Source organism: Methylocystis echinoides, from assembly GCF_040687965.1.
GTDB classification, from domain to species: Bacteria; Pseudomonadota; Alphaproteobacteria; order Rhizobiales; family Beijerinckiaceae; genus Methylocystis; species Methylocystis echinoides_A.
On sequence record NZ_CP156084.1, the window covers coordinates 385,418 to 407,371 of the forward strand.

The following is a 21,954-nucleotide window of genomic DNA, read 5'->3' on the forward strand; positions in this document are numbered from 1 at the left end:
CGGCGGGGCGCGCGTCATCGATCAACCCGCCCGACGCTACGCGCATCTACGTACGCCAATATGGCGCCGTCCTTCACCCGCTTGGGTGACATCCGGCGAGCCAAATTGGCGCCTATCGGCGTTTGCGGCCCCGCGCTAAGACCACGCGTGGAGGCTCGCAATCGGAGCTTCTCCTTAAATCCGAAGGGATTATTCATGAAGAAGCTGCTTCTCGTTTCGGCCGCTCTGGCCCTCTCCACCAGCTTTGCGTGCGCGCTCGACATCAGCCAGTCGCTTAAGCTGAACCAGTCGATCGGCGACACCTCGAAGGGCGGCTTCGCCCTCAACAAGGCTTTCGTTCTGCAGGCGCAAGTTCCCGTGAACACGACGTCGGGCAACGTCACGCAGAAGGCCGACATCGCCCAGTCGATCGGCGACACCACCAAGGGCGGCGAAGCCAAGAACAAGGCCGTGGTGATCCAGGCCCAGGTTCCGCTGAACTTCAGCGCCCCCTGATAATTGCCGCTCGAGCAATTAGTCCTAGCACCGAGTCGCGGCCGGCGACGGCCGCGATCTCAATGTAGGGCGCGACCGCGTCCCTGCCTGTCGTCGTCGCCGAGGCGGCGGAATAGAGAGCGGAGCGTAAAATGAAGAAATTTCTGCTTATTCCAGTTCTGTTGTGCGCTGGAGCCGCTCAGGCGCAGGCGCAGGCGCTCGGAAGCTTCATCAGCGTCAGCCCGAGCTTTATCGGCGTCAACATCAACAACCCGCTGCTGAGCGCCGTCGCGGGCGTGCAGTTCGGCCAGCACAACGACCTCGACGTCAAGCAGAACAGCCTGACCAATTTTGTCGGCGTGCAGCAGGTCTCCATCGGCAAAGCCGGCAGCTCGCAGTCGAACAACGCCGGCGTCACCCAGGTCGGCAATCAAAGCTACACGGGTCTCGGCCAGCACATCGAATCCTTGCCCCCGCTGCCGGGCTTGGGCCAGCCCTGATCAGTTGAATAAGGGCGATCGACGCCACAAGAAGACAGCGTAATGGCGGCGTGTGGGATAGGCCGTGTTCACATCTGACTGGGGTCGTATCGATCGTGAATGGCGCAGTTCGAAACGCGCCATTTTAGCCTACCACGTTGGAGGCTGGCGCAAGGGCGAGTCGCCGCTCGACGCTCTTGCGCGCGCCCTCGGCGTCGAAGCGGAAACCACCGTGTTGGAAGCGACCGACCGGACCGTTGAGCGCGACGAACTCCATCAGCTGTCCGCCTGTCTGGACACGGGCTGGATCGATCGGCCGGGGCTCAACATCGAAGAGAGCGTCGCTCTCGCCATTTCGCTGCTTAGCGAAAAACTCGCGGAAGTTCCCTCCGAAGTCCGAGCGTTTTTTGACGCGCCGCGCAAGCTCGAGCTGCTGCGGAGCCCTCGCGCCGAGAGGCTGGGCGATCCTCGCCGCTTCAATTAGCGGCAACGTCGCTCTCAAGAACGGGGGCGCAGGAAGTAGGCTTCCAATATTCGGTGATAAACCGCGGCCAGCGCGTCGATGTTCGCGATGGAGGCGTTTTCGTCGACCGCGTGGATTGTCTCATTCGTGAGGCCGAACTCCACCACCGGGCACGCGCGGGTGATGAAACGGGCGTCCGACGTGCCGCCGCTCGTGGACAGTTCCGGCGTCATTCCCGTCACTTCCTCCACAGCGCGCGCCACGAGTCCGGTGAACTCGCCCGGTTGGGTGATGAAGGACACGGCGTTGCTCGGCATGAATTCGACATCGACGCGCGCCTCCCCTGCCGCTTCCCTCACGACGTCGCGAATACGGTCACGCAAAGTCTCGAGCGTCCAGGCGTCGTTGAAGCGCACGTTGAACTGCGCGCGCGCCTCGCCGGGGATCACGTTCACGGCCGGGTTGCCGACGTCAATCGAGGAAACTTCGAGATTCGTCGGATCGAAATGGGTCGTCCCGAAGTCGAAGTCATGCGCTGACAGGGCCGCGACGATCCGTGCGATCGTCGGCACGGGATTGTCGGCGCGATGCGGATAGGCGACATGGCCCTGCTTGCCGGAGACGCGAATCCTTCCATTCATCGAACCGCGCCGGCCGATCTTGATCGTATCCCCGAGGCTCGAAACATTGGTCGGCTCGCCGACGATCGCGTGGTCGAACCTCTCGCCCCGCGCAAGCGCCCAGTCGAGCATCTTGACGGTTCCGTTGATCGAGGGACCTTCCTCATCGCCCGTGATGAGGAAGGAGAGCGTTCCTTTCGGCGGGCCGTGGCGTTCGATGAAGGCGAGCGTCGCCGCGAGAAAGGCGCCGATCGCGCCCTTCATGTCGCTTGCGCCGCGACCGATGATGGCGCCGTCGACGACCTCGGCCGCGAAAGGATCGCGGCTCCAGCGCGACACGTCGCCAGTGGGCACGACGTCGGTATGGCCGGCGAAGACGAGATGCGGCGCGCCGGACCCGATCTTGGCGAAGAGATTATCGACGTCCGGCGTTCCGGGCTCGGAGAACGTCAGCCGATGAGTCTCGAAGCCAACGGTTTGCAAAACGCGCGCCACCACATCGAGCGCGCCCGCGTCTTTGGGCGTAATCGACGGGCAGCGGATGAGATCGCGGGTGAGCGAAACGGCGCGAGAGACTGACATGCGCAGAAGACCCTCTGCTCAGGCGTTGGCGTGGTCTTTCAATCCCAATTCGTAAAAGCTCCAGGCGACCACCGCGACAAGCGCCGCGTCCACGCCCCAGACCCAAAAGCGCGGCATTACTTCGGCGACGCGCGGCTGCAGCCAATGCGTCGCGCCGGCGATGAGCGCGACGAGCGGCGCGAGCCCCGCGAAGGCGACAGGCGCGGCGCGGCCGAGGTCACGAAAGCGCTTGGCGGAGAGATTCACATAGCTCACCGCGAGGAGCAGGATCACGAAGGAATAGAAGATGACGAAGGCGTAAGCGACAGCCGTCATCGGCATGAAGAACGGGTCTCTCGCCAGATCGTGATCCGTGTAGGGCGCAAGCGCAAGCCAGATCACAAAGAAGGGCGCGAGGATCGCCGCGAGCGCGCCCGCGCCTTTGAGCCAGGTTGCGCGGTCGATGCGCCCCTGCTCGGTGCGGTAGAGAAAGCGGATGCGCTCGCGATCGATCGCCATCAGTCCCTCAGCAATTCATTGATGCCGGTCTTGGAGCGCGTCTGTGCGTCGACCGTCTTCACGATCACGGCGCAGTAAAGCGACGGTCCGGGCGTTCCGTCGGGCAGCGGCTTGCCGGGAAGGCTCCCCGATACGACGACCGAATAAGGCGGCACAAAGCCGACATGAACCTTCCCGGTCGCGCGGTCGACGATCTTGGTCGAAGCGCCGATGAAGACGCCCATGGACAGCACCGAACCCTTGCCGATGACGACGCCCTCGACCACTTCCGAGCGCGCGCCGATGAAGCAGTCGTCCTCGATGATCGTCGGATTGGCCTGCAGGGGCTCCAGCACGCCGCCGACGCCGACGCCGCCCGAGAGATGGACATTCTTGCCGATCTGCGCGCAGGAGCCGACCGTCACCCAGGTGTCGACCATGGTCCCGGCGTCGACATAGGCGCCGAGATTGACAAAGGAGGGCATGAGAATCGCGCCCGGCGCCACATAGGCCGAGTGGCGCACGATCGCGCCCGGCACGGAGCGGAAGCCCGCCGCCGTATGCTCGGCCGCGCCCCAGCCCAAAAATTTGGAGGGCACCTTGTCCCACCAAGTGGCGCCGCCGGGGCCGCCCGGGATCACCGACATGTCATTCAGGCGGAAGGAGAGCAGCACGGCCTTCTTGAGCCACTGATTCACCTTCCAGGATTGAGGCCCCTCCTCGCCTTCGATCTTCTCGGCCACCCTCAGCTTGCCGGAATCGAGCAGGCGCAGCGCGCTGTCGACGGCGCGGCGGATGTCGCCCTGGGTTTCCGTATTGATGTTGGCCCGGTCTTCAAAGGCGGCGGTGATGAGGGTCTCGAGTCCCGTGTGCGGCATGAACGTTCCGTGCGAAGTGAAAAAGCTCGGCTGGTTGTAGGGGTACGGCGGGGGGAGTCAACCGGCGCCTGTCACCTGGCCAGCGCCTCCAGAAACCCGACGAGATCGTTGGTCACAAAATCCAGATGCGGCTCCTCGCCCGTCGCGATCTCCCAGGCCTCGCGTTCAACCTCCTCCCCCACGGCTGGCGCGACCAGCACCGTCGTCATGCCGCGCGCATGGGGCACGATGAGATTGCGGGGAAGGTCCTCGAAGAGCGCGGCGCGTTCGGGGTCGACTTTGAGATGGGCGAAGAAGCGCTCGTAAGCGGCCTCCTCGGGCTTGGCGATAAAATCGGCGGCGATGATGTCGAATATATCCTCGAAGAGATGATCGATCCCGAGCTGCTTCGCCGTCTCGATCGCATGATGGCGCGAACCATTGGTGAGGATCAGCTTGCGGCCCGGCAGCGCGGCGATCGCCTCGGCAAGCGAGTGATTATGCGCAAGCGACGAGCGGTCGATGTCGTGCACGAATTTCAGATAAACTTCCGCGTCGATATCGTGCTCCATCATGAGCCCGCGCAGCGTCGTGCCGTAGCGCAGATAATAATGCTTCTGCAGCGCCCGTAGCGAGATCGCGTCGAGGCCGAAAAGCCGCATCATGAAAAGCGTGATGCGCGCGTCGATCTTGGGCCAGAGGTCGGCGGTCTGCGGATAGAGCGTATTGTCGAGATCGAACACCCATGTGTCGATATGCGCGAAGCGGTCCTTGAGCGCCTTCTCCCCGCTGGCGGGGGGAGCGTCAAAGTGAGGGGCCAAAGGTTTCTTCACCGCGTGATCAGCGTGCCCGCGCCGTGATCGGTGAGCAGCTCCACGAGCACCGCATGCGGCAGTTTGCCGTCGAGGATAACGACGCCTTCGACGCCGCGCTCGATCGCGTACATGCAGGTTTCGACCTTCGGGATCATGCCCCCCGTAATGGTGCCGTCGGCGATGAGGCCCGGAATGTCGGAGACCTTGAGCTCCTCGATGAGCTTCTTCTCCTTGTCGAGCACGCCCGGCACGTCGGTCAGGAACAAAAGGCGCTTGGCGCCGAGGGCGCCGGCGATGGCGCCGGCGAATGTGTCGGCGTTGACGTTGAAGCTCGCCCCGCCCGGCCCCTGCGCCACCGGCGCCAGCACCGGGATGAGCTCGCGGCCGAGCACCTGGTCGAGCACCGTCGTGTCGACCTTGTCGGGCTCGCCAACATAACCGAGATCGACGCCGTCGGGGCGCTCGAGTTTCTTGGCCGTGACCATGCGGCCGTCCTTGCCGGTGAGGCCAATGGCGCGGCCGCCCACCGCATTGATGTAGCCGACGATCTGCTTGTTGATGGCGCCGGCGAGCACCATTTCGACAATGCCCATGGTCTCGCCGTCGGTGATGCGCAAGCCGTCGGCGAAGCGGGATTCGACGCCCAGTCGCTTCAGCATGGCCCCGATCTGCGGCCCGCCGCCATGCACCACCACCGGGTTCACGCCGGACTGTTCGAGCAGCACCATGTCGCGCGAGAAGTCGCGCGCCACCTCGTCGTCGCCCATGGCGTGGCCGCCGTATTTCACAACGACAATGGCGTCGTCGTAGCGCTGCATATGCGGCAGCGCCTGCATCAGAATCCGGGCCTGTTCGAGCGCGCTGTCGGCGGGGTGCGTGGTCATGAGGCGTCCTGACGGTTTAGCGCCTCCCTCTCCCGCATCGCGGGCGAGGGCTGGGAGAGGGCGGTGCGAACTAGCCCGTTCGAACCTTCATATTCAAGCCCCTCGTTCGGCGAGCAGCTTCGCCACGGCCCCCCGCAGCGCGGCGATCCCCTCCCCCGTATGCGACGAGGTGAAGAGAATGTCTGGAAAGGCGGCCGGGCGCTTGGCCAGGGCCTCGGCGGTCGCCGCGAGGACGCTCTCCCTCTCGGCGGCCTTCAACTCGTCATGCTTAGTCAGGACGACCTGATAGGAAACGGCGGACTGGTCGAGAAGATCCAGCATCTCGGCGTCGACCGGCTTCACGCCGCGGCGTCCGTCGATCAGCACGAAGACACGGGTGAGCGAGGCGCGGCCCCTCAGATAGTCGCGCATCAGCACGCCCCAGCTCGCGACCTTCTCCTTGCCGACGGCCGCATAGCCATAGCCGGGCATATCGACGAGGCGCAGACGTTCGGCGCCGGGCGCGCCGCCGAGCGCGAAGAAATTGAGTTGCTGCGTGCGCCCCGGCGTATGAGAGACGCGCGCGAGCGTCTTGCGGTTGGTGAGCGCGTTGAGCAGCGACGACTTGCCCACATTGGAGCGGCCCGCAAAGGCGATCTCCGGCGGGCCCAGCGGCGGCAGATCGCCGGCCTTTGCGCTCGCGAAAATGAACTCGCAAGGGCCGGCGAAGAGGATGCGGCCGTCCTCGAAAAAATCGGGCTCGTCGGTCATCGTCTGCTTGAAAAGCCTTGCGGCCGGGAGGTCGTCCCGGCCGCTTGAGTGTTACGCCATGCCGAAAGTCTTGCGGAGATTGTCCCACAATTCGAACTTCACGCCGGCGCGCTTCATGATGACGCCCTGCTGGATGATGGAGAGCAGATTGTTCCACGACCAGTAGATGATGAGGCCGGAGGCGAAGCTGCCCATGGTGAAGGTGAACATCACCGGCATCCAGGCGAACATGGTGCGCTGGATTTCGTCGGTCGGCTCGGGATTCATCTTCATTTGCAGCCACATGGTGACGCCCATCACCAGCGGCCACACGCCCAGCGCCAGATACGGCCCGAAAATCGCGACGTGCGTCGGATCGAAGGGCAGCAGGCCGAACAGGTTGAAGATATTCGTGGGGTCGGGCGCCGAGAGGTCCTTGATCCAGCCGAAGAAGGGAGCGTGGCGCATCTCAATCGTGACCACGAGCACCTTATAGAGCGAGAAGAACACCGGAATCTGCAACAGCACCGGCAGACAGCCGCTCGCGGGATTGACCTTCTCCCGCTTGTAGAGCTCCATCTGCTCCATGTTGAACTTGTGCTTGTCGTCGCCGTATTTTTCTTTCAGCTCTTTGATCTTGGGCTGAATCTCCTTCATCTTGGCGATCGACTTGTAGCTCTTGTTGGCGAGCGGCAGGAAGGCGAGCTTCACAATAACCGTCACCGCCAGGATCGCGAGGCCGAAATTGCCGAGCACGCGATAGAGGAAGTCGATCAGGCGGAACATCGGCCGCGTGATGAAATAGAACCAGCCCCAGTCGATGAGGAGGTCGAAGCGCTTCAGGCCCGGGTTCGCCTTATAGGCGTCGAGCGTATCGACTTCCTTGGCGCCGGCGAAGACATAAGCCGTCGTCTCGGCGGTCGCGCCGGGCTCGATCGTCTTCGGCTCGGTGACGGTCGCGGCCTGATAGGTCTTGGTGGCGCCGCCCATGGCGACATAGCGGGCCTCGATCGAGGCGTTCTGGTCGGGCGCGACCACGGCGCCCCAATATTTGTCGGTGAGGCCGACCCAGCCGCCAACGCCCTTGAAGGTCTTGGTGGCGTCGGGCTCTTTCTCGATCTTGTCGTAGTTGAGCTCTTCGGCCTTGTCGCCGATGACGCCGGTGAAGCCCTCGTGAAGGATGGCGTAGCCGGAGGACGGCGGACGGCCGATGCGGTTGATGCGCGAATAGTTGTACAGCGTGACGGGCCTGCCCGCCTTGTTCTCGACGCTGTCCTTGACGGTGAAGAGATATTCGTCGTCGACCGAAATCACCCGCTTGAAGACGAGGCCCTGGCCATTGTCCCAGGTGAGCGTCACCGGCTTGCCGGAGGTGAGCTTGTCAGAGTCGGCGGTCCAAAGCGTTTCCGTCGTCGGCAGCGCGGGCGCGTTCTCTGTCTCGCCGGTCACGAAACCCATCTCGGCGAAATAGGGGCTCGGCCCATATTCCGGCGACAGCAGAGTGATGATGGGGCTCGTCGGGTCGACCGTCTGGCGATAGTGCTTGAGCGAGACGTCGTCGATGCGGGCGCCTTTGAGCGCGATGGAGCCGGCGATCGACCGCGTGTCGATCGTCACGCGCGGGCTCAGCGCCAGAGCCTCCTCGCGCGTGCGCACGGCGGGCGTCGCGGGCGCAGCGACGCCCCCGGCCTGCTCGGGCGCGCCGAGCTTGGGCGCCTTCGCCAATTTCATCTGCTGGGTCTGCGCCTGCTTCTGCCGCTCGAACTCGGGGAAGGCGTAGAAATAATCCCACAGCCCGATGAAGATCAGCGAGAGCGCCGCGGCCATGAGCATGTTCTTGGTGTTTTCGGTCATGACGCCGCAGGCCTGTCTTTCTGTTTGCGCCGTTGGTTCGCAGCGTGGCGCTCGTCGAGCCGCGCGAATCCTTCGGCCATTTGTGTGACGATTTCGGCAAAGGGCGCGTCGAGCGCCCCCCGCCGGGCGACAAACACGTAATCGCGGCCGGGCCGCGCGCCAAGGTCTCCGCTGACGCGCAGCGCCTCTTTGAGGCGACGGCGGATGCGGTTGCGCCCGACGGCTCCCGCGACCTTCCGGGTCACGGTGAAGCCGAAACGGGCCTCGGCCGCTGATTCTTCTTCCGTCGCGTCGCGGCCCGCCATCTGGAGGGTAAACGCACGCGCCGAAAAGCGCGCGCCGGTTTTCGACGCACGCACGAAATCTTGGCGCCGACGCAGGCGCGTCGGCTTTTTCGTCAACGTCCGCGGTTCGGCGGGAACGTCCGTCGTCATCTGGGCGTCCGCCTTTTCCGTCGTTCCGCCGAGCCGGGTCAGGCCGAGAGGCGCTTGCGGCCGCGAGCGCGACGCGCGGCAATGACAGCGCGGCCGCCCACGGTGGCCATGCGCGCGCGGAAGCCGTGACGGCGCTTGCGCACGATTTTGCTGGGTTGATAAGTTCTCTTCACGAAACGTCTCCGCTGGCGATGCTGAAGCCTTTTAGGCCTCGGCCCGTCTTCCTTGCCCCGCCGATCCTTTCCGCGCCAAACGCGCGCGGGCGTCAGGACGCCGAGGCGACAAAACAGATGGACGCCGCCCCTCTCGGAGCAGCGCCGCGCGACGCATATAGGAGAAAGGCTCAGCGCAAGTCAATGACGCGCCTTTAGCCTTTCGCACCATTTGTCCGGCGGCTCACGCCTGAGGTCAAGGTGTGCGCTCCGCCCTCAGACGGCTTCATCACGACGCCCCTCTCGGGGCCCGCGATTCAGCCCGGCGCCCTCGCCTGGCGCCTCATTGTCAGCGCTCCCCTGCCCTAGAAAAGCCAGCTCGATCTGCCCGGGCCGAGCGATGGCTCCGTCATCGTCGTCGGCCTTCAGACCATGACGTCGGCGGGCGTCGGCGACCCGCTCGAGAAGGCCGGCCCGAAGGCCCGACCGCATCGTCCAGGGTGAACGCGACGATTTAGGAAACCGCGTAGCCCGGCAATCTCTTAGGCGAAGACGGCACGTAGTTCCCCGTATTGAATATTTTTGTCTTTGCGCCCGCGACTCACGAGGGCGTATAGATGGATTGTGGCGACTGATTCGCGATCGCGGACCCGAGTCGCCCGTTCGACCCAGTTGCGTCTCGCGCGTTACTCGCCCTGGGCCCAAGCTTAAGACTTTGGGCGGCAGTGCGGGCGCAAGTGAAGGTTTATTAACCAATTCCGCTTACCGTCGGAAACTAGACGGGAAGAGTCGCAGGCCAGGGGGCTGGCGTGCGGCCGATGCGCGCCCGCTACGGCGCCGTGTCGTTGATTAATGGAGCTCGGTGGGGACCCAACATGCGCGTTTTATTGATCGAGGACGACAGCGCGACGGCTCAAAGCATCGAGCTCATGCTCAAATCCGAAAATTTCAATGTCTATACGACGGATCTCGGCGAGGAAGGCATCGACCTCGGCAAGCTCTACGACTACGACATCATCTTGCTGGATCTGAACCTTCCCGACATGTCGGGATATGAGGTTTTGCGCTCGCTGCGCGTCGCCAAGGTAAAGACCCCCATTCTGATTTTATCCGGCCTCGCCGGAATCGAGGACAAGGTGAAGGGCCTCGGCTTCGGCGCCGACGATTATCTGACGAAGCCCTTCCACAAGGACGAACTGGTCGCACGCATCCACGCCATCGTCCGTCGCTCCAAGGGCCATGCGCAGTCCGTCATCACCACCGGCGACCTCATCGTCAATCTCGACCAGAAGACCGTCGAAGTCGGCGGCGTGCGCGTGCATCTGACCGGCAAGGAATATCAGATGCTGGAGCTGCTCTCGCTGCGAAAAGGCACAACGCTGACCAAAGAGATGTTTCTCAATCATCTCTACGGCGGCATGGACGAGCCGGAACTCAAAATCATCGACGTCTTCATCTGCAAGCTGCGCAAGAAGCTCGCCAACGCCAGCGACGGCCGCAATTATATCGAGACGGTCTGGGGTCGCGGCTATGTGCTGCGTGAGCCGAACGAGGCCGACGAGCGCATCACGGCGTAACAAGGCAGGAGCCCTTTTTCCCGCCTCCTGCTGAGACGCGCGCTTTGTTGGCCTTTGGGATGAGGGCCTCAGCGCCCCGTTGAGAAGCCGCCCACGGCGTCTTCGTGACGCGCAAGGGGGCGTCAGCGCCGAAGCGTCAAGACGATTCCCATCTCCCAAAACTTTGACCGCAAACGGTCCTGGTCGAAAGGCTTCAACATATACCCGTCGGCGCCGGCGCGCAGGGCGCGGGCGATACGGCCGACGTCGTTCTCAGACGTGCAAAAGACGACCTTTGGGACCTCGCCGCCCGGCATCCGGCGAAGCGCGCGCAAAAATTCTACGCTGTCGGCGCCGGGCATATTCCAGTCGAGCAGTATCGCGTCGGGCATTCGCTCTTCGCATGCGATAAGACCGCTCTCGCCATTCGCCGCCTCCCGCGTGCGCAGGTCGACGCCTTCGAGGATTCGACGGGCCACCTTTCGCACTACAGGCGAATCGTCGACCACGAGGACCTGTTTCATCTGGCGCGCCCCTGCCGCCGCGCATCTCGCGGCGATGCGCGCAGTATCGGCGCAGGCCGGTTAAAGAAGCGGAACCCGAACCGTTACGCGACAGCGCTTTGCGGCGCTTCCACCTCGTCCGAGGCGGCCGCCGGCCGGGCTTCGATGCTGATGAGCTCCGGTTCGGTCGCGACTGTGATGGCGAGGTTGCAAGCCTTTGCGACGAGACCCGTGTAGTAGGGCTGGATGGCGCGAGCGTCGATGGCGCTGTCCTCCGCTTCGCCGGCGAGAAGCGCCGGAAGATGCGCGGCCAGACGCGCATTGACGCCGCGCGCCTCGACCTTGAAGGAAATGGAGTCGTCCGCGCCCGTCGAGGAGACGGAGATCACGCCGCCGCGGGGGATGGCGGCGTCGGCGAGCAGGCAAAGATTGAGCAGCAGCTTTACCTTGTTTTTGGACATCAGAACGCGCGGCACGCTCCAATTGAGCTGCGTGCGCTCATCGGCGAGAAGCTGACGGGTGACGAGCTCCGCGTCGCCGGTGTCGATCGAGGCTCCCTTGGAGCCGGCGGCGCCGAAGGCGAGGCGACAGAACTGAAGGCGCGCCGACGCCTCATTGGCGGAGGATTTGATGAGCGCCAGCGCATGGCCGCGCATCTCGGCGTCCTTCTCCTCCTCCAGCACTTCGAGCCCGTTGACGATCGCGCCGACGGGTGAAATCACGTCGTGGCAGACTCGCGACGACAGCAAGGCCGCGAGATCGAGAGCGTCGAGCGAGAAGTTGGTCATAAGGCAATCCCGGAGGCGCGCGGCGCCGCTTGCTGGTGAGAAGACAATCAAGGATCTTTGCTGCGTAACGCGAACAGGCACGCTTGCGACGAATCACTGGATTTCGTCTTGTGCAAGGGTAACCGCGGCCGCGCGGATTGCAAATTGCGCGCCCTATGTTCGTAAACAAAGCTTGAAAGAGCGGGCATGATCGACGATTACGCGCCTCCCGCCGAGCGCCGGCGCCTCGCGCGGCTTTTTGGCGATCTCGTCGCCGGCGCAGGCGCGCTGGCGATGGACGTGCTGGCGCGGCCGCAAATCGCCTCGCGCCTCAAGGACGATCATTCTCCGGTCACCGAGGCGGATCAGCGCGTCGAGGAGTATCTTTTGGCCGCCCTGGCCCGCGCGCTTCCGGGGCTGGCTGCGGTCGCCGAGGAAAGCGCCGCGCGCGGGACAAGCGCGGCCCATGGCGGCGTCTTCCTGCTCGTCGATCCCATCGACGGCACGCGCGAGTTCCTCGCGCGCAGCTCGGAATTCACCATCAATGTCGCTCTGATCGTCGACGGCGCGCCGGCCGCGGGGGCGGTGGCGGCGCCGGCGCAGGGCCGAGTCTGGTTCGCCGGCGCTGACAGCTTCGTGGCCGACGCCGCGCCTGGCGGCCGCCTGCCGGCGCCGCAGGACTGGCGGCTTCTGCGCACGCGCAAAGCGCCCGAGGACGGGCTCACCGCGCTCGTCTCTAAATCGCATCTCGACGCCGAAACGGCGGCCTACGTCGCGCGCCTTCCCGTCGCGGCGCGCATGTCCGTCGGATCGTCGCTGAAATTCTGCGCCCTCGCCGAGGGGACGGCCGACGTCTACCCGCGTTTCGGCCCCACCATGGAGTGGGACACCGCCGCGGGCGACGCGATCCTCCGCGTGGCGGGCGGCGTGACGCTCGATCCGGCGGGCGCGCCGCTTCTCTACAACAAGGCGGCCGCAAAATACCGCAACGGCCCCTTCATTTCCTGGGGCGATCCTGCGGTCGCAACGCTTTATTAACGACGCTGCGCGACTCTTCCGCCATGCGTGACGTACGGCGCCGCCGCGACGCCGAGGCGCCGCGCGACGGCCGCATTCCGCGCCGATCCGTCACTCGGCCTGACACCGTTTGCGTATTGGAGTTTCAAGCGATCATGAGCGCCTGGCATCGTCCCTCGTCCCGCCGAGATCTCTTTCGCTTTGCAGCCTCGGCCGCCGCCTGCGCCGCCCTGCCCGGCCTGGCGCGCGCCAATCAAAGACCCGAGGCCTTTACGAGCGGCGAAATCGTCGAGAACGGCCACCGCTTCTTCGGCTCCATTTCGCGCGGGCTCGCCGAAGGCCTCGAGCAGGCCAATAAGAAATGGGGCCGCCCCAACGCCTATATTCTCGGCCAGGAGGCCGGCGGCGCCTTTGTCGGCGGGCTACGCTACGGCGAGGGCAAGATGTTCACCCGCAACGCGGGCCAGAAGCCGGTTTTCTGGCAGGGTCCCTCCATCGGCCTCGACGCCGGCGCCGACGGCGACCGCACGATGATGCTGGTCTACAATCTTCCGGACGTGGAGGCGATCTACCGCCGCTATGCGGGCGTCAACGGCTCGGCCTATCTCGTCGGCGGCCTGGGCTTCACCGCGCTCAACAATGAAGAGGTCGTGGTCATGCCGGTGCGCGCAGGCCTCGGCGCGCGACTCGGCCTCGCGCTGAGCTATTTGAAATTTACCCCGGATTCGACCTGGAACCCGTTCTGAGACGAAGGACCGCTCCGCGCCCGGGCGCGAAGAGAGGGCGCGCCGCCAGCGGCCTGGGCGAGTCTTAAGCTAAATCTGAGCCGTTGATTTTTTGATTTCGCCGGCCAGTCGTGGCACTCTTGCGCGCGTCCCGCAGGCGAATAGGGCGCACGGCGGCGCGAGGTTGGCGTCTTGATTGAACAGGCAATGTATTTCGCGCTCGGCTTTCTCGTCGCCGGGCTGATCACGCTTCTGTTTCTGCCGGCCTTCTGGCGGCGCGCCATGCGCCTGTCGATGCGCCGGCTGCAAATGCTCGCCCCCATGTCCATGGAGGAGGTGATCGCCGAGCGTGACCTGCTGCGCGCGGAATTCGCCGTACGCGAGCGCCGGATGGAGCAGGAGATAGAGGCGGTGAAGGCCTCGAAGGCCTTCGATCTCGCCGCCATCGGCCGCCACGCATCGCGCGTCGCGCAGGCCGAAGCGCAGCTCAAGAAGGCCGAGGCCGACAACCGCGACATGGCGGTGGCGCTGGGCGAGGCGCAGAAGGTCCTTGCCGAGCGCACCGATCTCCTGCGCTCGACCGAACTCGCCCTGATCGAAATGACCGAGCGCGCCGACCGCGACGTCGAGCGTCTGCGCCTTCTCGAATCCGACAAGGAAGAGCTCGGCCGCGAGAAAGAGGCGCAATCGACCAGGGTCGTCGCCCATGAAGCGAAGATTGGCGCGTTGCACGAACAAAACGCCAGTCTGCAGCGTGAGCTCGAAGTGCTGAAACAGGACTATGAGCGCGTCGCCGCCGAGGCCGCGCGCACGCCGGGGCTCGCCAAGCATCTTGCCCACAAGAACGACGAGCTCGAGGCCGCACAGCGCGAATACGCCGCCCTCTTGAAGGAGCGCGACGAGACCCGCGCCGAACTCGCCGCCGAGCAGGAGCGCCGGCGCAACGAGGCCGATTCTCTCGAAAACGCCCTGCGGCTGGCGCGCAACGAGGCGCGCAGCGCGGCGGACAGGCTCGAAGCCACGCGCGCCGACAACGCGATGCTTCACGGCGCGGTCGAGGCGTTGCGCGCCGAACGCGCGCATCAGCGGCGCAATGGCGGGACCGCCGCGACAAGCGAGCCGGCGTCTCAGGCGGATGTCGTGGCGCTGCGGGAAACTCTAACGGACTTCGGAACGCGCGTCGCGGAACTCGCGGAAACCACGCCGGAACGGGTCGAGTAGGTCGCTTGACCGGGCGGCGAGGCTTTGGGACAAGGGTCGCAACGTCACGTTCGCCACGAGGTTGAAACCTTGCTTTTCGTCGCCCTTTGCCAGGACAAGCCGGGTCATGTCGATCTGCGCCTCTCGACCCGCGCCGCCCACCTCGCCTTCCTGGAGACGCATGCGGCGCAAGTGAAGCTCGGCGGACCCTTTCTCGACGGCGAGACGCCCGTGGGCTCCATGCTGATCCTCGACTGTCCCGACGAGGCCGCGGCGCGCGCCCTGCTCGCCGAGGACCCTTATGCGCAGGCCGGTCTGTTCGAACGGGTCGAGTTGCGCGCCTGGAAGCGCGTCGTCGGCGCGGCGCTCTAGATGGCGCACTGGCTTCTCAAGAGCGAACCCTCGACCTGGTCCTGGGACCAGCAGGTCGCCGCAGGCGCGAAGGGCACGTTCTGGAACGGCGTGCGGAACCATCTCGCCAAGAAGCATCTCATGGCGATGAAGAGGGGCGAGCGCGCCTTCTTCTATCACTCGAACGACGAGCGCGCGATCGTCGGGATCGTCGAGATCATCAAGGAATATTACCCCGACCACACCGACGAGACCGGCAAGTTCGGCATGGTCGACGTAAAGGCGGCGAAGCCGCTCGCCAAGCCGGTGACGCTCGCTCAGATCAAGGCCGAGCCGCGTCTCGCGGAAATGGCGCTGGTCAATAACTCGCGTCTGTCGGTCCAGCCGGTGACGGATGCGGAGTGGGCGCTTGTGATGAAGATGGCGGGAGAAAAGAGCGCGTAATTCCCTCGCCTCGTCATGGCCGGGCTCATCCCCCGGCGAGGGACGCCCGGCCCAGGGCCGGGCATGACGACGTCACCCGCAGCCTGCGCGGAAAAAACCGTCGCCGTCTATCCGCCGGTCTTGCCCGTGGCGTTGGCGACCTCCGGCTGATCCTTCAGGCCATTCTTGATCTTGTCGAGAATCTTCGGCAGGTCTTCGGGCTCGGGGTTCAGATCGCGCGCATGGTTCCACTGGAACTGCGCTTCGAGCTTGCGGCCCACGCGCCAATAAGCGTCGCCCAAATGGTCGTTGATGACCGGATCCGACGGCTTCAAATCGATCGCCCGCTCGAGCTCGCGCACGGCGTCGTCGTAGCGGCCGAGCCGGTAATAGGCCCAGCCAAGGCTGTCGACGACATAGCCGTCGCGTTGCCGCAAGTCGACGGCGCGGCGCAGCATCTTGAACGCCTCGTCGACGTTGACACCCTGATCGACCCAGCTGTAGCCGAGATAATTGAGCACCAGCGGCTGATCCGGATTGAGCTCCAGCGCCTTCTTGAGATCGGCTTCCGCCGCCTTCCAGTCCTTGCGGCGCTCATTGGCGATGCCGCGATAATAATAGAGGAGCCACTGGCTCTTCTCGTCCTTGGGCAGAAGCGCAATCACGCGCGAATAGGTCGCGGCCGCGTCGCCATAGAGCTTGCGCGAGCGCTGCAGATTGCCGAGCGCCGTCAGCGCCTCCTGGTTCTTCGGATTGGCGGCGACGACCGCGGAAAGATGGTCCGTCGCTTCCTTCGATTTGCCGAGCGTCTCCAGAATCAGCGCCGCCTGAATATCGGCGTTGACGCGCAGCGGGCTGTCCTTGGGCACGCTGTCGTAAAGATCGATCGCCATCTCCGGCTGCTTCATGCGCTCATAGACGTCGCCCAGCGTCAGGATCGCGAGGGCGTTCTCCGGCGCGAGAGCGAGCGACAGGCGCAGATAGATGAGCGAGGCGAGTTCGTCGCCCTGGCGGCCGCCGATGGCGCCGAGCCCGTAGAGGGCTTCGGCCGCGCCGTCATCCGCCGTGCGCACAAAAGGCGGCAGCGGCTTGCCCTCGTTGAGCGCCGCAATGGCGGCGACCACGATCGGGTGGCCGGGCGCCACCTCGTTGAACGTTTCGTAGAGCTTCTTCGCGTCCTCGCGCTGGCCGCGGCTCGCGAGGAAGCGGGCGTAGGCGTCGACCAGACGCAGCGTGTTTCGCTCCGCCGCATAGGCGGATTTGAAGCGCTTTTCCGCCTCCGCCTTGTCGCCGCCGAGATCGGCGATCAGCGCGCCGTGGTAATCCCGGAAGACGACGAAAATGTCCTCGTTGAGCGCGTCGAGCGTCTGCAGCGCCTTGCGCGTGTCCTTGGCGCCGGCGTAGGTCCAGGCGGTGAGCAGGGTCGTCGTGATGTCGCGGCGACGGTCGCCGCCACCCTTGGCGAGTTCCGCGCGCGCCGCCGCGTAACGGCGATTCTTGAAGAGATCCACGCCCTTGGTCAGGTGTGCGAGTCCGTTGCCCTTGTCATGCGCGAGCACGCGTGGCGCCAAGGCGACGGCCTCCGCCATGGCGCCGTTGGAGAGCGCTGCGACGAAAGCGCGGTCGATCAGGTCCTGATTGTTCGGATCGTCGCGCAGCGCCTCGCGGAAAAACGTCGAAGCGGCGAGCGTGTCCCGCTCGGCGCCCGCGACGATGGCGGCGAGGTAATTGCCCGACAGGCTCGTTCCGACCTCGAAAGGCCGCGGGACCGACAGGGTTCCTTCCCGGGCCGTCGCGTGGCTGGACCCGGGCAAGGCGCAGGATAGCGCGAAAACGGCCGCGACCGCCGTCGTGCGAAGCGGCAGCCGGCGCCTGACGCCGCGAGAGAAGATGGCGAGCGGGCGAACGAGTTGAAGCACAGGCGCTTTCCTAGAAAAGAGGCGACGCGGCCTGCGGCAGACGCGGCCGTTCCGCCAGGACGAGTGGCCGGAGTTCAGGAGATTCGCGGTTAAAGATGGCGGTTTTGCGCTCGCAGCGCAAGGCGAGTCCCGACGCAATGATTGTCGGCCGGGGCAATCGTCGCCAGACCCCCTGAAAAACTACAGCCCTCGCCCTGGCGTGCAGCCGTTGAAGAGGCCGCATACAGGGCAAGGGCGATGAAGCGTTTGAGGGACGCGTCGTCCCCCTTCAGAACGTGAGCGTTAGCTGATCGCCTTGACGATCTTCTGGGCGGCGTCGTCGAGATCGTCAGCCGGGATCACATTGAGCCCGGACTCGCTGATGATCTTCTTGCCGAGTTCGACATTGGTGCCTTCGAGGCGCACGACCAGCGGCACCTTGAGCCCAACTTCGCGCACCGCCGCGATCACGCCTTCGGCGATGGTGTCGCAGCGCATGATGCCGCCGAAGATATTGACCAGGATGCCCTTCACGTTCGGGTCGGCGGTGATGATCTTGAACGCCGCGGTCACCTTCTCGGTCGTGGCGCCGCCGCCGACGTCGAGGAAGTTCGCCGGAAAGGCGCCGTAGAGCTTGATGATGTCCATCGTCGCCATGGCGAGGCCGGCGCCGTTGACCATGCAGCCGATGTTGCCGTCGAGCGAAATATAGGCGAGGTCGTATTTCGACGCCTCGATCTCCTTCTCGTCCTCTTCCGAGAGATCGCGCAGCGCGGCGAGTTCGGGATGGCGATAGAGGGCGTTGTTCTCGAAGCTCACCTTGGCGTCGAGGCAGCGCAGCTTGCCGTCCTTGGTGGTGATCAGGGGATTGATCTCGAGCATCTCCATGTCTTTCGCAACGAACGCGGCATAGAGCTTCTCGACGAGGTCGCCCGCCTGCTTGGCGAGATCGCCCTTGAGATTGAGCGCGTCGGCGACGCGGCGACCGTGATGCGGCATCAGGCCGGTGGCCGGATCGACCGAGAAAGTGACGATCTTCTCGGGCGTGTCATGGGCGACGGTCTCGATGTCCATGCCGCCTTCCGTCGAGACGACGAAGGCGATGCGCGAGGTCGCGCGGTCGATCAACATGGAGAGATAGAATTCCTTGTCGATCGCGGCGCCGTCTTCGATGTAGAGGCGGTTGACCTGCTTGCCGGCCTCGCCGGTCTGCAGCGTGACGAGCGTCGCGCCGAGCATCTGCCTCGCGAAGGCTTCCGCCTCTTCGATCGACTTGGCGATGCGCACGCCGCCCTGCGGGCCGGCCTTCTCTTCCTTGAATTTGCCCTTGCCGCGGCCGCCGGCGTGAATCTGCGCCTTCACCACATAGACCGGACCCGGAAGCTGCTTGGCGGCGGCGGCCGCCTCTTCGGCCTTGAGCACCGGCACGCCGGCCGCTACGGGCGCGCCGAACTCGCGCAAAATGGCTTTGGCCTGGTATTCGTGGATATTCATGCGGTGGGCTCTCCCTCGAAGCAAGAAACGGCGGGGCTTGCGGCCTAATGGCCATGGCGGGGCGGCGGCGTCAAGCGGACGGGAGGTCGCGGGGGCGTTGCAGCCGTTGCGTCGTTTCGACCAAGGCGCGGCCGCTCATCCCGCTTCGTGCCCGGCCCGCCCGTCGACCAGCACGTCGATCTTTCCCGACTCGACCCGGTAGAGCCAGCCGTGGATGCGCGGCAGCGGGCCGCCGGCGTGCATGTTCCGGATGATGGCGAGGCTTTTCAAATGCTTGATCTGCAGTTTCACGTTCTCCGCCGTCAGCACTTCGAGCTTTTGCTCGCGCGACAGATGTTTCTCGCGGGCGATGCGGTCGGCGGCGTCCTTGGCGCCGCTCGCGATGCAGAGCCAGTCGGCGATGTAGTTTTCGTGAACACCGTCCTCGATCGCCGCAATGCCGCCGCAGCGCGTGTGGCCGCAGACGATAATGTCCTCAATCTTCAGATGGACCACGCCGTATTCGATGATCGACGCGACGTTGACGTCGTTGAAGGCGATGATGTTGGCGACATTGCGATGGACGAACATGGTGCCGGGTCGCGAGCCCGTGATCACGTCTTCGCTGACGCGCGAATCGGAGCAGCCGATCCACAAAACCTTTGGCGACTGCCGCTTGGCGATGGCCTGATAATACGCCGCGTGGGGATAGAATTCTTCCGACACGAACTGCTCATTGCCTTTGAGCAGGTCGTCAATTGTGTGCTTCGACATCGGGTCCGGCTTCCTAGAGATGCGCAAGTATAAGCGCAGCCGTGACTTTCAGCAAAGTTTGGATCAGCGCCCCCGTCCCCGCAGGGCGCGGATATCGACGATCGGCGCCGCAATCGGCGAAGAGCCGCCGCCGCCGCGCCATATCCGAAGACCCGCCATGTCCGAAGAGACCATCTCTTGCTGTCAGGCGAAAGCCGGATTGAGACCCTTGGCCGCCTGAATCAGCGTCTTCACGGAGTTCACGGATTTGTCGAACATCGCCTGTTCCGTGGCGTCGAGCTTGATTTCCATGACTTTCTCGACGCCATTGGCCCCGATGACGACCGGCACGCCGACATAGAGCCCGTTCACCCCATATTCGCCATTGAGATAGGCCGCGCAGGGCAGCACGCGGCGCTTGTCCTTGAGGTAGCTTTCGGCCATCGCAATGGCCGAGGTGGCGGGAGCGTAATAGGCGGAGCCGGTCTTGAGCAGGCCTACGATCTCGCCGCCGCCCTTGCGCGTGCGGTCGACAATGGCGTCGATGCGCGCCTGGCTGGTCCAACCCATGGCGATGAGGTCAGGCAGCGGCACGCCGCCGACCGTCGAATAGCGCACCGAGGGCACCATGTCGTCGCCGTGGCCGCCGAGCACGAAGGCGCTGACGTCCTCGACCGAGACCTTGAACTCCTCCGACAAGAAGTAGCGGAAGCGGGCCGAATCGAGCACGCCGGCCATGCCGACCACGCGGTTCGTCGGCAAGCCGGACGCTTTCTGCAGCGCCCAGACCATGACGTCCAGCGGGTTGGTGATGCAGATGACGAAGGCGTTGGGGGCATATTGCTTCACGCCCGCGCCCACCTTGGCGATGACGCCGAGATTGACCGAGAGCAGATCGTCGCGGCTCATGCCAGGCTGGCGCGGAACCCCGGCGGTGACGATGACGACGTCCGCCCCGGCGATGGCGGCGTAATCGGAAGCGCCGGCGAGATCGGCGTCGAAGCCCGAAACGGGCGACGCCTGCGCAAGGTCCAGCGCCTTCCCCTGCGGCACCCCGTCAACAATGTCGAAGAGCACGATATCGCCCAGTTCTTTCAGACCGGCGAGATGAGCGAGCGTTCCGCCGATATTGCCGGCGCCGATCAGAGCGATTTTCTTCCGCGACATAATCAATCTCGTGCTGTTATTTCCCTCAAACTGCTAGCGCGCTTTTGCGCGCGAGGGAAGACGCGGCGGCGGCTTTTTCCGCCCGCCGAAACCTCAATGGGAACAAGCGGGCTAACTCACTCGCAGTGCGCCCAAATCACCGGCGCCGGCAGCGCGCGCCTTATTCGCAGGCAGGACAAAAAACCGCGCCCGGGCGCAAATGTCGCAGACCTTGCGGGCCGCCGCCGCGCTTCCCACCTGCCTAGCGGGGCGCCGTCCGGGCGCCTGAGAGGATTGAATATGGGCAGTTTCATCTCGCGCAGTCGGCTCGTCGCCATCGCCGCCGCCGTGGCGCTCTCGGCCGGGACGGCCGCCGCGGCCGAGGATCCCGACGAAGCGGACCTCCTGAAATACTTCGAGAAAGTCGATGTCTGGCATTTCCCCGTCGACGCCACCGTTCGCTACAACGACCAGGACGCCGTGGCGACGCGCGAGCTCGTCTTCAAGGATGAGCAGCCCAAGGGCGCGCTCTGCTATGTCCGCTTCGACCTTTTGCGCGGCGAAGGCGATTATGGCTATGGCTTCAAGCCCTCGGCTGCGCCGGAGGATCGCAAGACGACCGTGTGGGGCACGAATGCGCTGAAGCGCGGCACGGTGCTCGACCAGTATTATTCGACCCTGCGCCTCAACGTGATCTACTTTTTCGTGGACGGCCCCAAGTCCGCGGGGGCCAAGGACATTTGTGAGAAGAAGCAATCGGCGCCGACGGCCCAGGCCGGGAACGCTTACAAGGGCCCCTGGGCCGACCTCGTCACCAGAGTCCGCGCGATCCACGGCTGGCCGGCCCAGAAATAGGCTCGGCCAGCCTCCCGTCGGGAAAATTGGTTCCGTCGGGCAACACGGCGCTGGACAGGGGGATCGGCATTTGATATTCGCTCCCCCGTTCCGAGAGCGTCGTGACGCTGACGGACGGGCGCATAGCTCAGTTGGTAGAGCAGCTGACTCTTAATCAGCGGGTCCAAGGTTCGAGCCCTTGTGCGCCCACCAAAAAAATCACCGGGTAGAAATTAGAGGTAGGGCCTCTGGCCCGCGACAAGGGCGCTGTCGCCGCCTTTGCCGCGACGGCGCTGGAAAATCTCGGCGCCAGAGACCGGTGTGACCTCGAGGATCCATTGCCCGTGACTTCGGCTTGCACGCATTCGCTCGAGCGGTAGAGCGTCACCCAGCGTAACAGGGTTCGTTGTTCCGGCTGCCTTGTTCGGGATGGCTTGGCAAGGCTCCCGCGCAAACATTGTCACGTTCAAGCTATGACCAAGGCGACG

The 21,954-nt window shown here is 64.7% G+C and carries 25 protein-coding genes and 1 tRNA gene; 11 read left to right on the top strand and 15 right to left on the bottom strand.

Annotated features, from left to right (window positions below):
- The first annotated feature begins 195 nt into the window (after nucleotides 1-195).
- The 3 genes from RVU70_RS01820 to RVU70_RS01830 all read left to right on the top strand — a co-directional run bounded on the left by RVU70_RS01820 (nucleotide 196) and on the right by RVU70_RS01830 (nucleotide 1,437).
- Nucleotides 196-495 carry a hypothetical protein gene (locus RVU70_RS01820; protein ID WP_363349390.1) on the top strand — a complete coding sequence of 100 codons (300 nt, stop codon included), beginning with the start codon at nucleotides 196-198 and terminating at the stop codon, nucleotides 493-495.
- A gap of 131 nt (nucleotides 496-626) precedes the next feature.
- Nucleotides 627-974, top strand: coding sequence for a hypothetical protein (locus RVU70_RS01825; protein ID WP_363349391.1), 348 nt, complete (start codon nucleotides 627-629; stop codon nucleotides 972-974).
- Between the two features lie 64 nt (nucleotides 975-1,038).
- Nucleotides 1,039-1,437 (top strand): hypothetical protein, encoded by a 399-nt coding sequence (locus RVU70_RS01830; RefSeq protein WP_363349392.1) that lies wholly within the window; start codon nucleotides 1,039-1,041, stop codon nucleotides 1,435-1,437.
- 14 nt (nucleotides 1,438-1,451) lie between these two features.
- Here the strand turns inward: RVU70_RS01830 and dapE are convergent, their stop codons facing one another.
- The 9 genes from dapE to rpmH all read right to left on the bottom strand — a co-directional run bounded on the left by dapE (nucleotide 1,452) and on the right by rpmH (nucleotide 8,841).
- Nucleotides 1,452-2,618 (bottom strand): succinyl-diaminopimelate desuccinylase, encoded by a 1,167-nt coding sequence (dapE, locus tag RVU70_RS01835; RefSeq protein ID WP_363349393.1) that lies wholly within the window; start codon nucleotides 2,616-2,618, stop codon nucleotides 1,452-1,454.
- 18 nt (nucleotides 2,619-2,636) lie between these two features.
- A complete protein-coding gene (locus RVU70_RS01840) occupies nucleotides 2,637-3,116 on the bottom strand; it encodes a hypothetical protein (RefSeq protein WP_363349394.1) in 480 nt (159 codons plus the stop codon).
- Nucleotides 3,116-3,973, bottom strand: a complete 858-nt coding sequence (dapD, locus tag RVU70_RS01845; protein WP_363349395.1) for a 2,3,4,5-tetrahydropyridine-2,6-dicarboxylate N-succinyltransferase — start codon at nucleotides 3,971-3,973, stop codon at nucleotides 3,116-3,118. The genes RVU70_RS01840 and dapD overlap by 1 nt, the downstream gene beginning before the upstream one ends.
- Before the next feature lie 71 nt (nucleotides 3,974-4,044).
- Nucleotides 4,045-4,773 carry a pyrimidine 5'-nucleotidase gene (locus RVU70_RS01850; RefSeq protein ID WP_363349396.1) on the bottom strand — a complete coding sequence of 243 codons (729 nt, stop codon included), beginning with the start codon at nucleotides 4,771-4,773 and terminating at the stop codon, nucleotides 4,045-4,047.
- Nucleotides 4,774-4,781: 8 nt separating this feature from the next.
- On the bottom strand, nucleotides 4,782-5,651 hold the full coding sequence (argB, locus tag RVU70_RS01855; RefSeq protein ID WP_363349397.1) for an acetylglutamate kinase: 870 nt from the start codon (nucleotides 5,649-5,651) through the stop codon (nucleotides 4,782-4,784).
- A 93-nt stretch (nucleotides 5,652-5,744) separates the two neighbouring features.
- A complete protein-coding gene (gene yihA, locus RVU70_RS01860) occupies nucleotides 5,745-6,401 on the bottom strand; it encodes a ribosome biogenesis GTP-binding protein YihA/YsxC (RefSeq protein ID WP_363349398.1) in 657 nt (218 codons plus the stop codon).
- 51 nt (nucleotides 6,402-6,452) lie between these two features.
- A complete protein-coding gene (yidC, locus tag RVU70_RS01865) occupies nucleotides 6,453-8,234 on the bottom strand; it encodes a membrane protein insertase YidC (protein WP_363349399.1) in 1,782 nt (593 codons plus the stop codon).
- Nucleotides 8,231-8,668 (bottom strand): ribonuclease P protein component, encoded by a 438-nt coding sequence (gene rnpA, locus RVU70_RS01870; protein WP_363349400.1) that lies wholly within the window; start codon nucleotides 8,666-8,668, stop codon nucleotides 8,231-8,233. The genes yidC and rnpA overlap by 4 nt, the downstream gene beginning before the upstream one ends.
- A 38-nt stretch (nucleotides 8,669-8,706) precedes the next feature.
- Entirely contained in the window at nucleotides 8,707-8,841 is a 135-nt protein-coding gene (rpmH, locus tag RVU70_RS01875) for a 50S ribosomal protein L34 (RefSeq protein WP_165052887.1), read from the bottom strand.
- Between the two features lie 854 nt (nucleotides 8,842-9,695).
- Between rpmH and ctrA the strand changes: the two genes are divergently transcribed.
- Entirely contained in the window at nucleotides 9,696-10,397 is a 702-nt protein-coding gene (ctrA, locus tag RVU70_RS01880; RefSeq protein WP_363349401.1) for a response regulator transcription factor CtrA, read from the top strand.
- 122 nt (nucleotides 10,398-10,519) lie between these two features.
- On the opposite strand, the gene RVU70_RS01885 is transcribed toward ctrA, so the two are convergent.
- Together RVU70_RS01885 and chpT are read right to left on the bottom strand one after the other, a co-directional pair.
- The gene (locus RVU70_RS01885; RefSeq protein WP_363349402.1) at nucleotides 10,520-10,900 is read right to left on the bottom strand and encodes a response regulator; all 381 of its coding nucleotides are present in this window, start codon (nucleotides 10,898-10,900) and stop codon (nucleotides 10,520-10,522) included.
- Between the two features lie 83 nt (nucleotides 10,901-10,983).
- Nucleotides 10,984-11,667: a histidine phosphotransferase ChpT gene (gene chpT / locus RVU70_RS01890; protein WP_363349403.1), complete on the bottom strand. Its 684-nt coding sequence runs from the start codon at nucleotides 11,665-11,667 to the stop codon at nucleotides 10,984-10,986.
- Nucleotides 11,668-11,853: 186 nt separating this feature from the next.
- Between chpT and RVU70_RS01895 the strand changes: the two genes are divergently transcribed.
- The 5 genes from RVU70_RS01895 to RVU70_RS01915 all read left to right on the top strand — a co-directional run bounded on the left by RVU70_RS01895 (nucleotide 11,854) and on the right by RVU70_RS01915 (nucleotide 15,383).
- A complete protein-coding gene (locus tag RVU70_RS01895; protein WP_363349404.1) occupies nucleotides 11,854-12,684 on the top strand; it encodes an inositol monophosphatase family protein in 831 nt (276 codons plus the stop codon).
- Between the two features lie 134 nt (nucleotides 12,685-12,818).
- Nucleotides 12,819-13,409 (top strand): DUF1134 domain-containing protein, encoded by a 591-nt coding sequence (locus RVU70_RS01900; RefSeq protein ID WP_363349405.1) that lies wholly within the window; start codon nucleotides 12,819-12,821, stop codon nucleotides 13,407-13,409.
- Nucleotides 13,410-13,580: 171 nt separating this feature from the next.
- Entirely contained in the window at nucleotides 13,581-14,609 is a 1,029-nt protein-coding gene (locus RVU70_RS01905; protein WP_363349406.1) for a hypothetical protein, read from the top strand.
- A 69-nt stretch (nucleotides 14,610-14,678) separates the two neighbouring features.
- Entirely contained in the window at nucleotides 14,679-14,960 is a 282-nt protein-coding gene (locus tag RVU70_RS01910) for a YciI family protein (protein WP_363349407.1), read from the top strand.
- Entirely contained in the window at nucleotides 14,961-15,383 is a 423-nt protein-coding gene (locus RVU70_RS01915; RefSeq protein WP_363349408.1) for an EVE domain-containing protein, read from the top strand.
- 107 nt (nucleotides 15,384-15,490) lie between these two features.
- On the opposite strand, the gene RVU70_RS01920 is transcribed toward RVU70_RS01915, so the two are convergent.
- The 4 genes from RVU70_RS01920 to mdh form a co-directional block, all read right to left on the bottom strand.
- Entirely contained in the window at nucleotides 15,491-17,281 is a 1,791-nt protein-coding gene (locus tag RVU70_RS01920) for a tetratricopeptide repeat protein (protein WP_405044834.1), read from the bottom strand.
- Nucleotides 17,282-17,563: 282 nt separating this feature from the next.
- A complete protein-coding gene (gene sucC, locus RVU70_RS01925) occupies nucleotides 17,564-18,754 on the bottom strand; it encodes an ADP-forming succinate--CoA ligase subunit beta (protein WP_363349409.1) in 1,191 nt (396 codons plus the stop codon).
- A 135-nt stretch (nucleotides 18,755-18,889) separates the two neighbouring features.
- Entirely contained in the window at nucleotides 18,890-19,507 is a 618-nt protein-coding gene (locus RVU70_RS01930; RefSeq protein ID WP_363349410.1) for a carbonic anhydrase, read from the bottom strand.
- A 183-nt stretch (nucleotides 19,508-19,690) separates the two neighbouring features.
- Complete coding sequence (gene mdh / locus RVU70_RS01935; protein WP_363349411.1) at nucleotides 19,691-20,653, bottom strand: malate dehydrogenase; 963 nt, start codon at nucleotides 20,651-20,653, stop codon at nucleotides 19,691-19,693.
- Between the two features lie 279 nt (nucleotides 20,654-20,932).
- Here mdh and RVU70_RS01940 point away from each other — a divergent pair, with 279 nt between their 5' ends.
- Entirely contained in the window at nucleotides 20,933-21,487 is a 555-nt protein-coding gene (locus RVU70_RS01940) for a hypothetical protein (RefSeq protein WP_363349412.1), read from the top strand.
- 116 nt (nucleotides 21,488-21,603) lie between these two features.
- Nucleotides 21,604-21,679, top strand: a tRNA-Lys gene (locus tag RVU70_RS01945).
- The last annotated feature ends 275 nt before the right edge of the window (nucleotides 21,680-21,954 follow it).

What these genes read in the sequence shown, in the direction of transcription:
- RVU70_RS01825 (WP_363349391.1), top strand. Translation starts at nt 627, where the DNA reads ATGAAGAAATTTCTGCTTATTCCAGTTCTGTTGTGCGCTGGAGCCGCT.
- sucC (WP_363349409.1), bottom strand. Translation starts at nt 18,754, where the DNA reads ATGAATATCCACGAATACCAGGCCAAAGCCATTTTGCGCGAGTTCGGC.
- dapE (WP_363349393.1), bottom strand. Translation starts at nt 2,618, where the DNA reads ATGTCAGTCTCTCGCGCCGTTTCGCTCACCCGCGATCTCATCCGCTGC.
- RVU70_RS01820 (WP_363349390.1), top strand. Translation starts at nt 196, where the DNA reads ATGAAGAAGCTGCTTCTCGTTTCGGCCGCTCTGGCCCTCTCCACCAGC.
- RVU70_RS01900 (WP_363349405.1), top strand. Translation starts at nt 12,819, where the DNA reads ATGAGCGCCTGGCATCGTCCCTCGTCCCGCCGAGATCTCTTTCGCTTT.
- dapD (WP_363349395.1), bottom strand. Translation starts at nt 3,973, where the DNA reads ATGCCGCACACGGGACTCGAGACCCTCATCACCGCCGCCTTTGAAGAC.
- RVU70_RS01840 (WP_363349394.1), bottom strand. Translation starts at nt 3,116, where the DNA reads ATGGCGATCGATCGCGAGCGCATCCGCTTTCTCTACCGCACCGAGCAG.
- argB (WP_363349397.1), bottom strand. Translation starts at nt 5,651, where the DNA reads ATGACCACGCACCCCGCCGACAGCGCGCTCGAACAGGCCCGGATTCTG.
- yidC (WP_363349399.1), bottom strand. Translation starts at nt 8,234, where the DNA reads ATGACCGAAAACACCAAGAACATGCTCATGGCCGCGGCGCTCTCGCTG.
- ctrA (WP_363349401.1), top strand. Translation starts at nt 9,696, where the DNA reads ATGCGCGTTTTATTGATCGAGGACGACAGCGCGACGGCTCAAAGCATC.
- yihA (WP_363349398.1), bottom strand. Translation starts at nt 6,401, where the DNA reads ATGACCGACGAGCCCGATTTTTTCGAGGACGGCCGCATCCTCTTCGCC.
- RVU70_RS01895 (WP_363349404.1), top strand. Translation starts at nt 11,854, where the DNA reads ATGATCGACGATTACGCGCCTCCCGCCGAGCGCCGGCGCCTCGCGCGG.
- RVU70_RS01930 (WP_363349410.1), bottom strand. Translation starts at nt 19,507, where the DNA reads ATGTCGAAGCACACAATTGACGACCTGCTCAAAGGCAATGAGCAGTTC.
- chpT (WP_363349403.1), bottom strand. Translation starts at nt 11,667, where the DNA reads ATGACCAACTTCTCGCTCGACGCTCTCGATCTCGCGGCCTTGCTGTCG.
- rnpA (WP_363349400.1), bottom strand. Translation starts at nt 8,668, where the DNA reads ATGACGACGGACGTTCCCGCCGAACCGCGGACGTTGACGAAAAAGCCG.
- RVU70_RS01915 (WP_363349408.1), top strand. Translation starts at nt 14,961, where the DNA reads ATGGCGCACTGGCTTCTCAAGAGCGAACCCTCGACCTGGTCCTGGGAC.
- RVU70_RS01940 (WP_363349412.1), top strand. Translation starts at nt 20,933, where the DNA reads ATGGGCAGTTTCATCTCGCGCAGTCGGCTCGTCGCCATCGCCGCCGCC.
- RVU70_RS01885 (WP_363349402.1), bottom strand. Translation starts at nt 10,900, where the DNA reads ATGAAACAGGTCCTCGTGGTCGACGATTCGCCTGTAGTGCGAAAGGTG.
- mdh (WP_363349411.1), bottom strand. Translation starts at nt 20,653, where the DNA reads ATGTCGCGGAAGAAAATCGCTCTGATCGGCGCCGGCAATATCGGCGGA.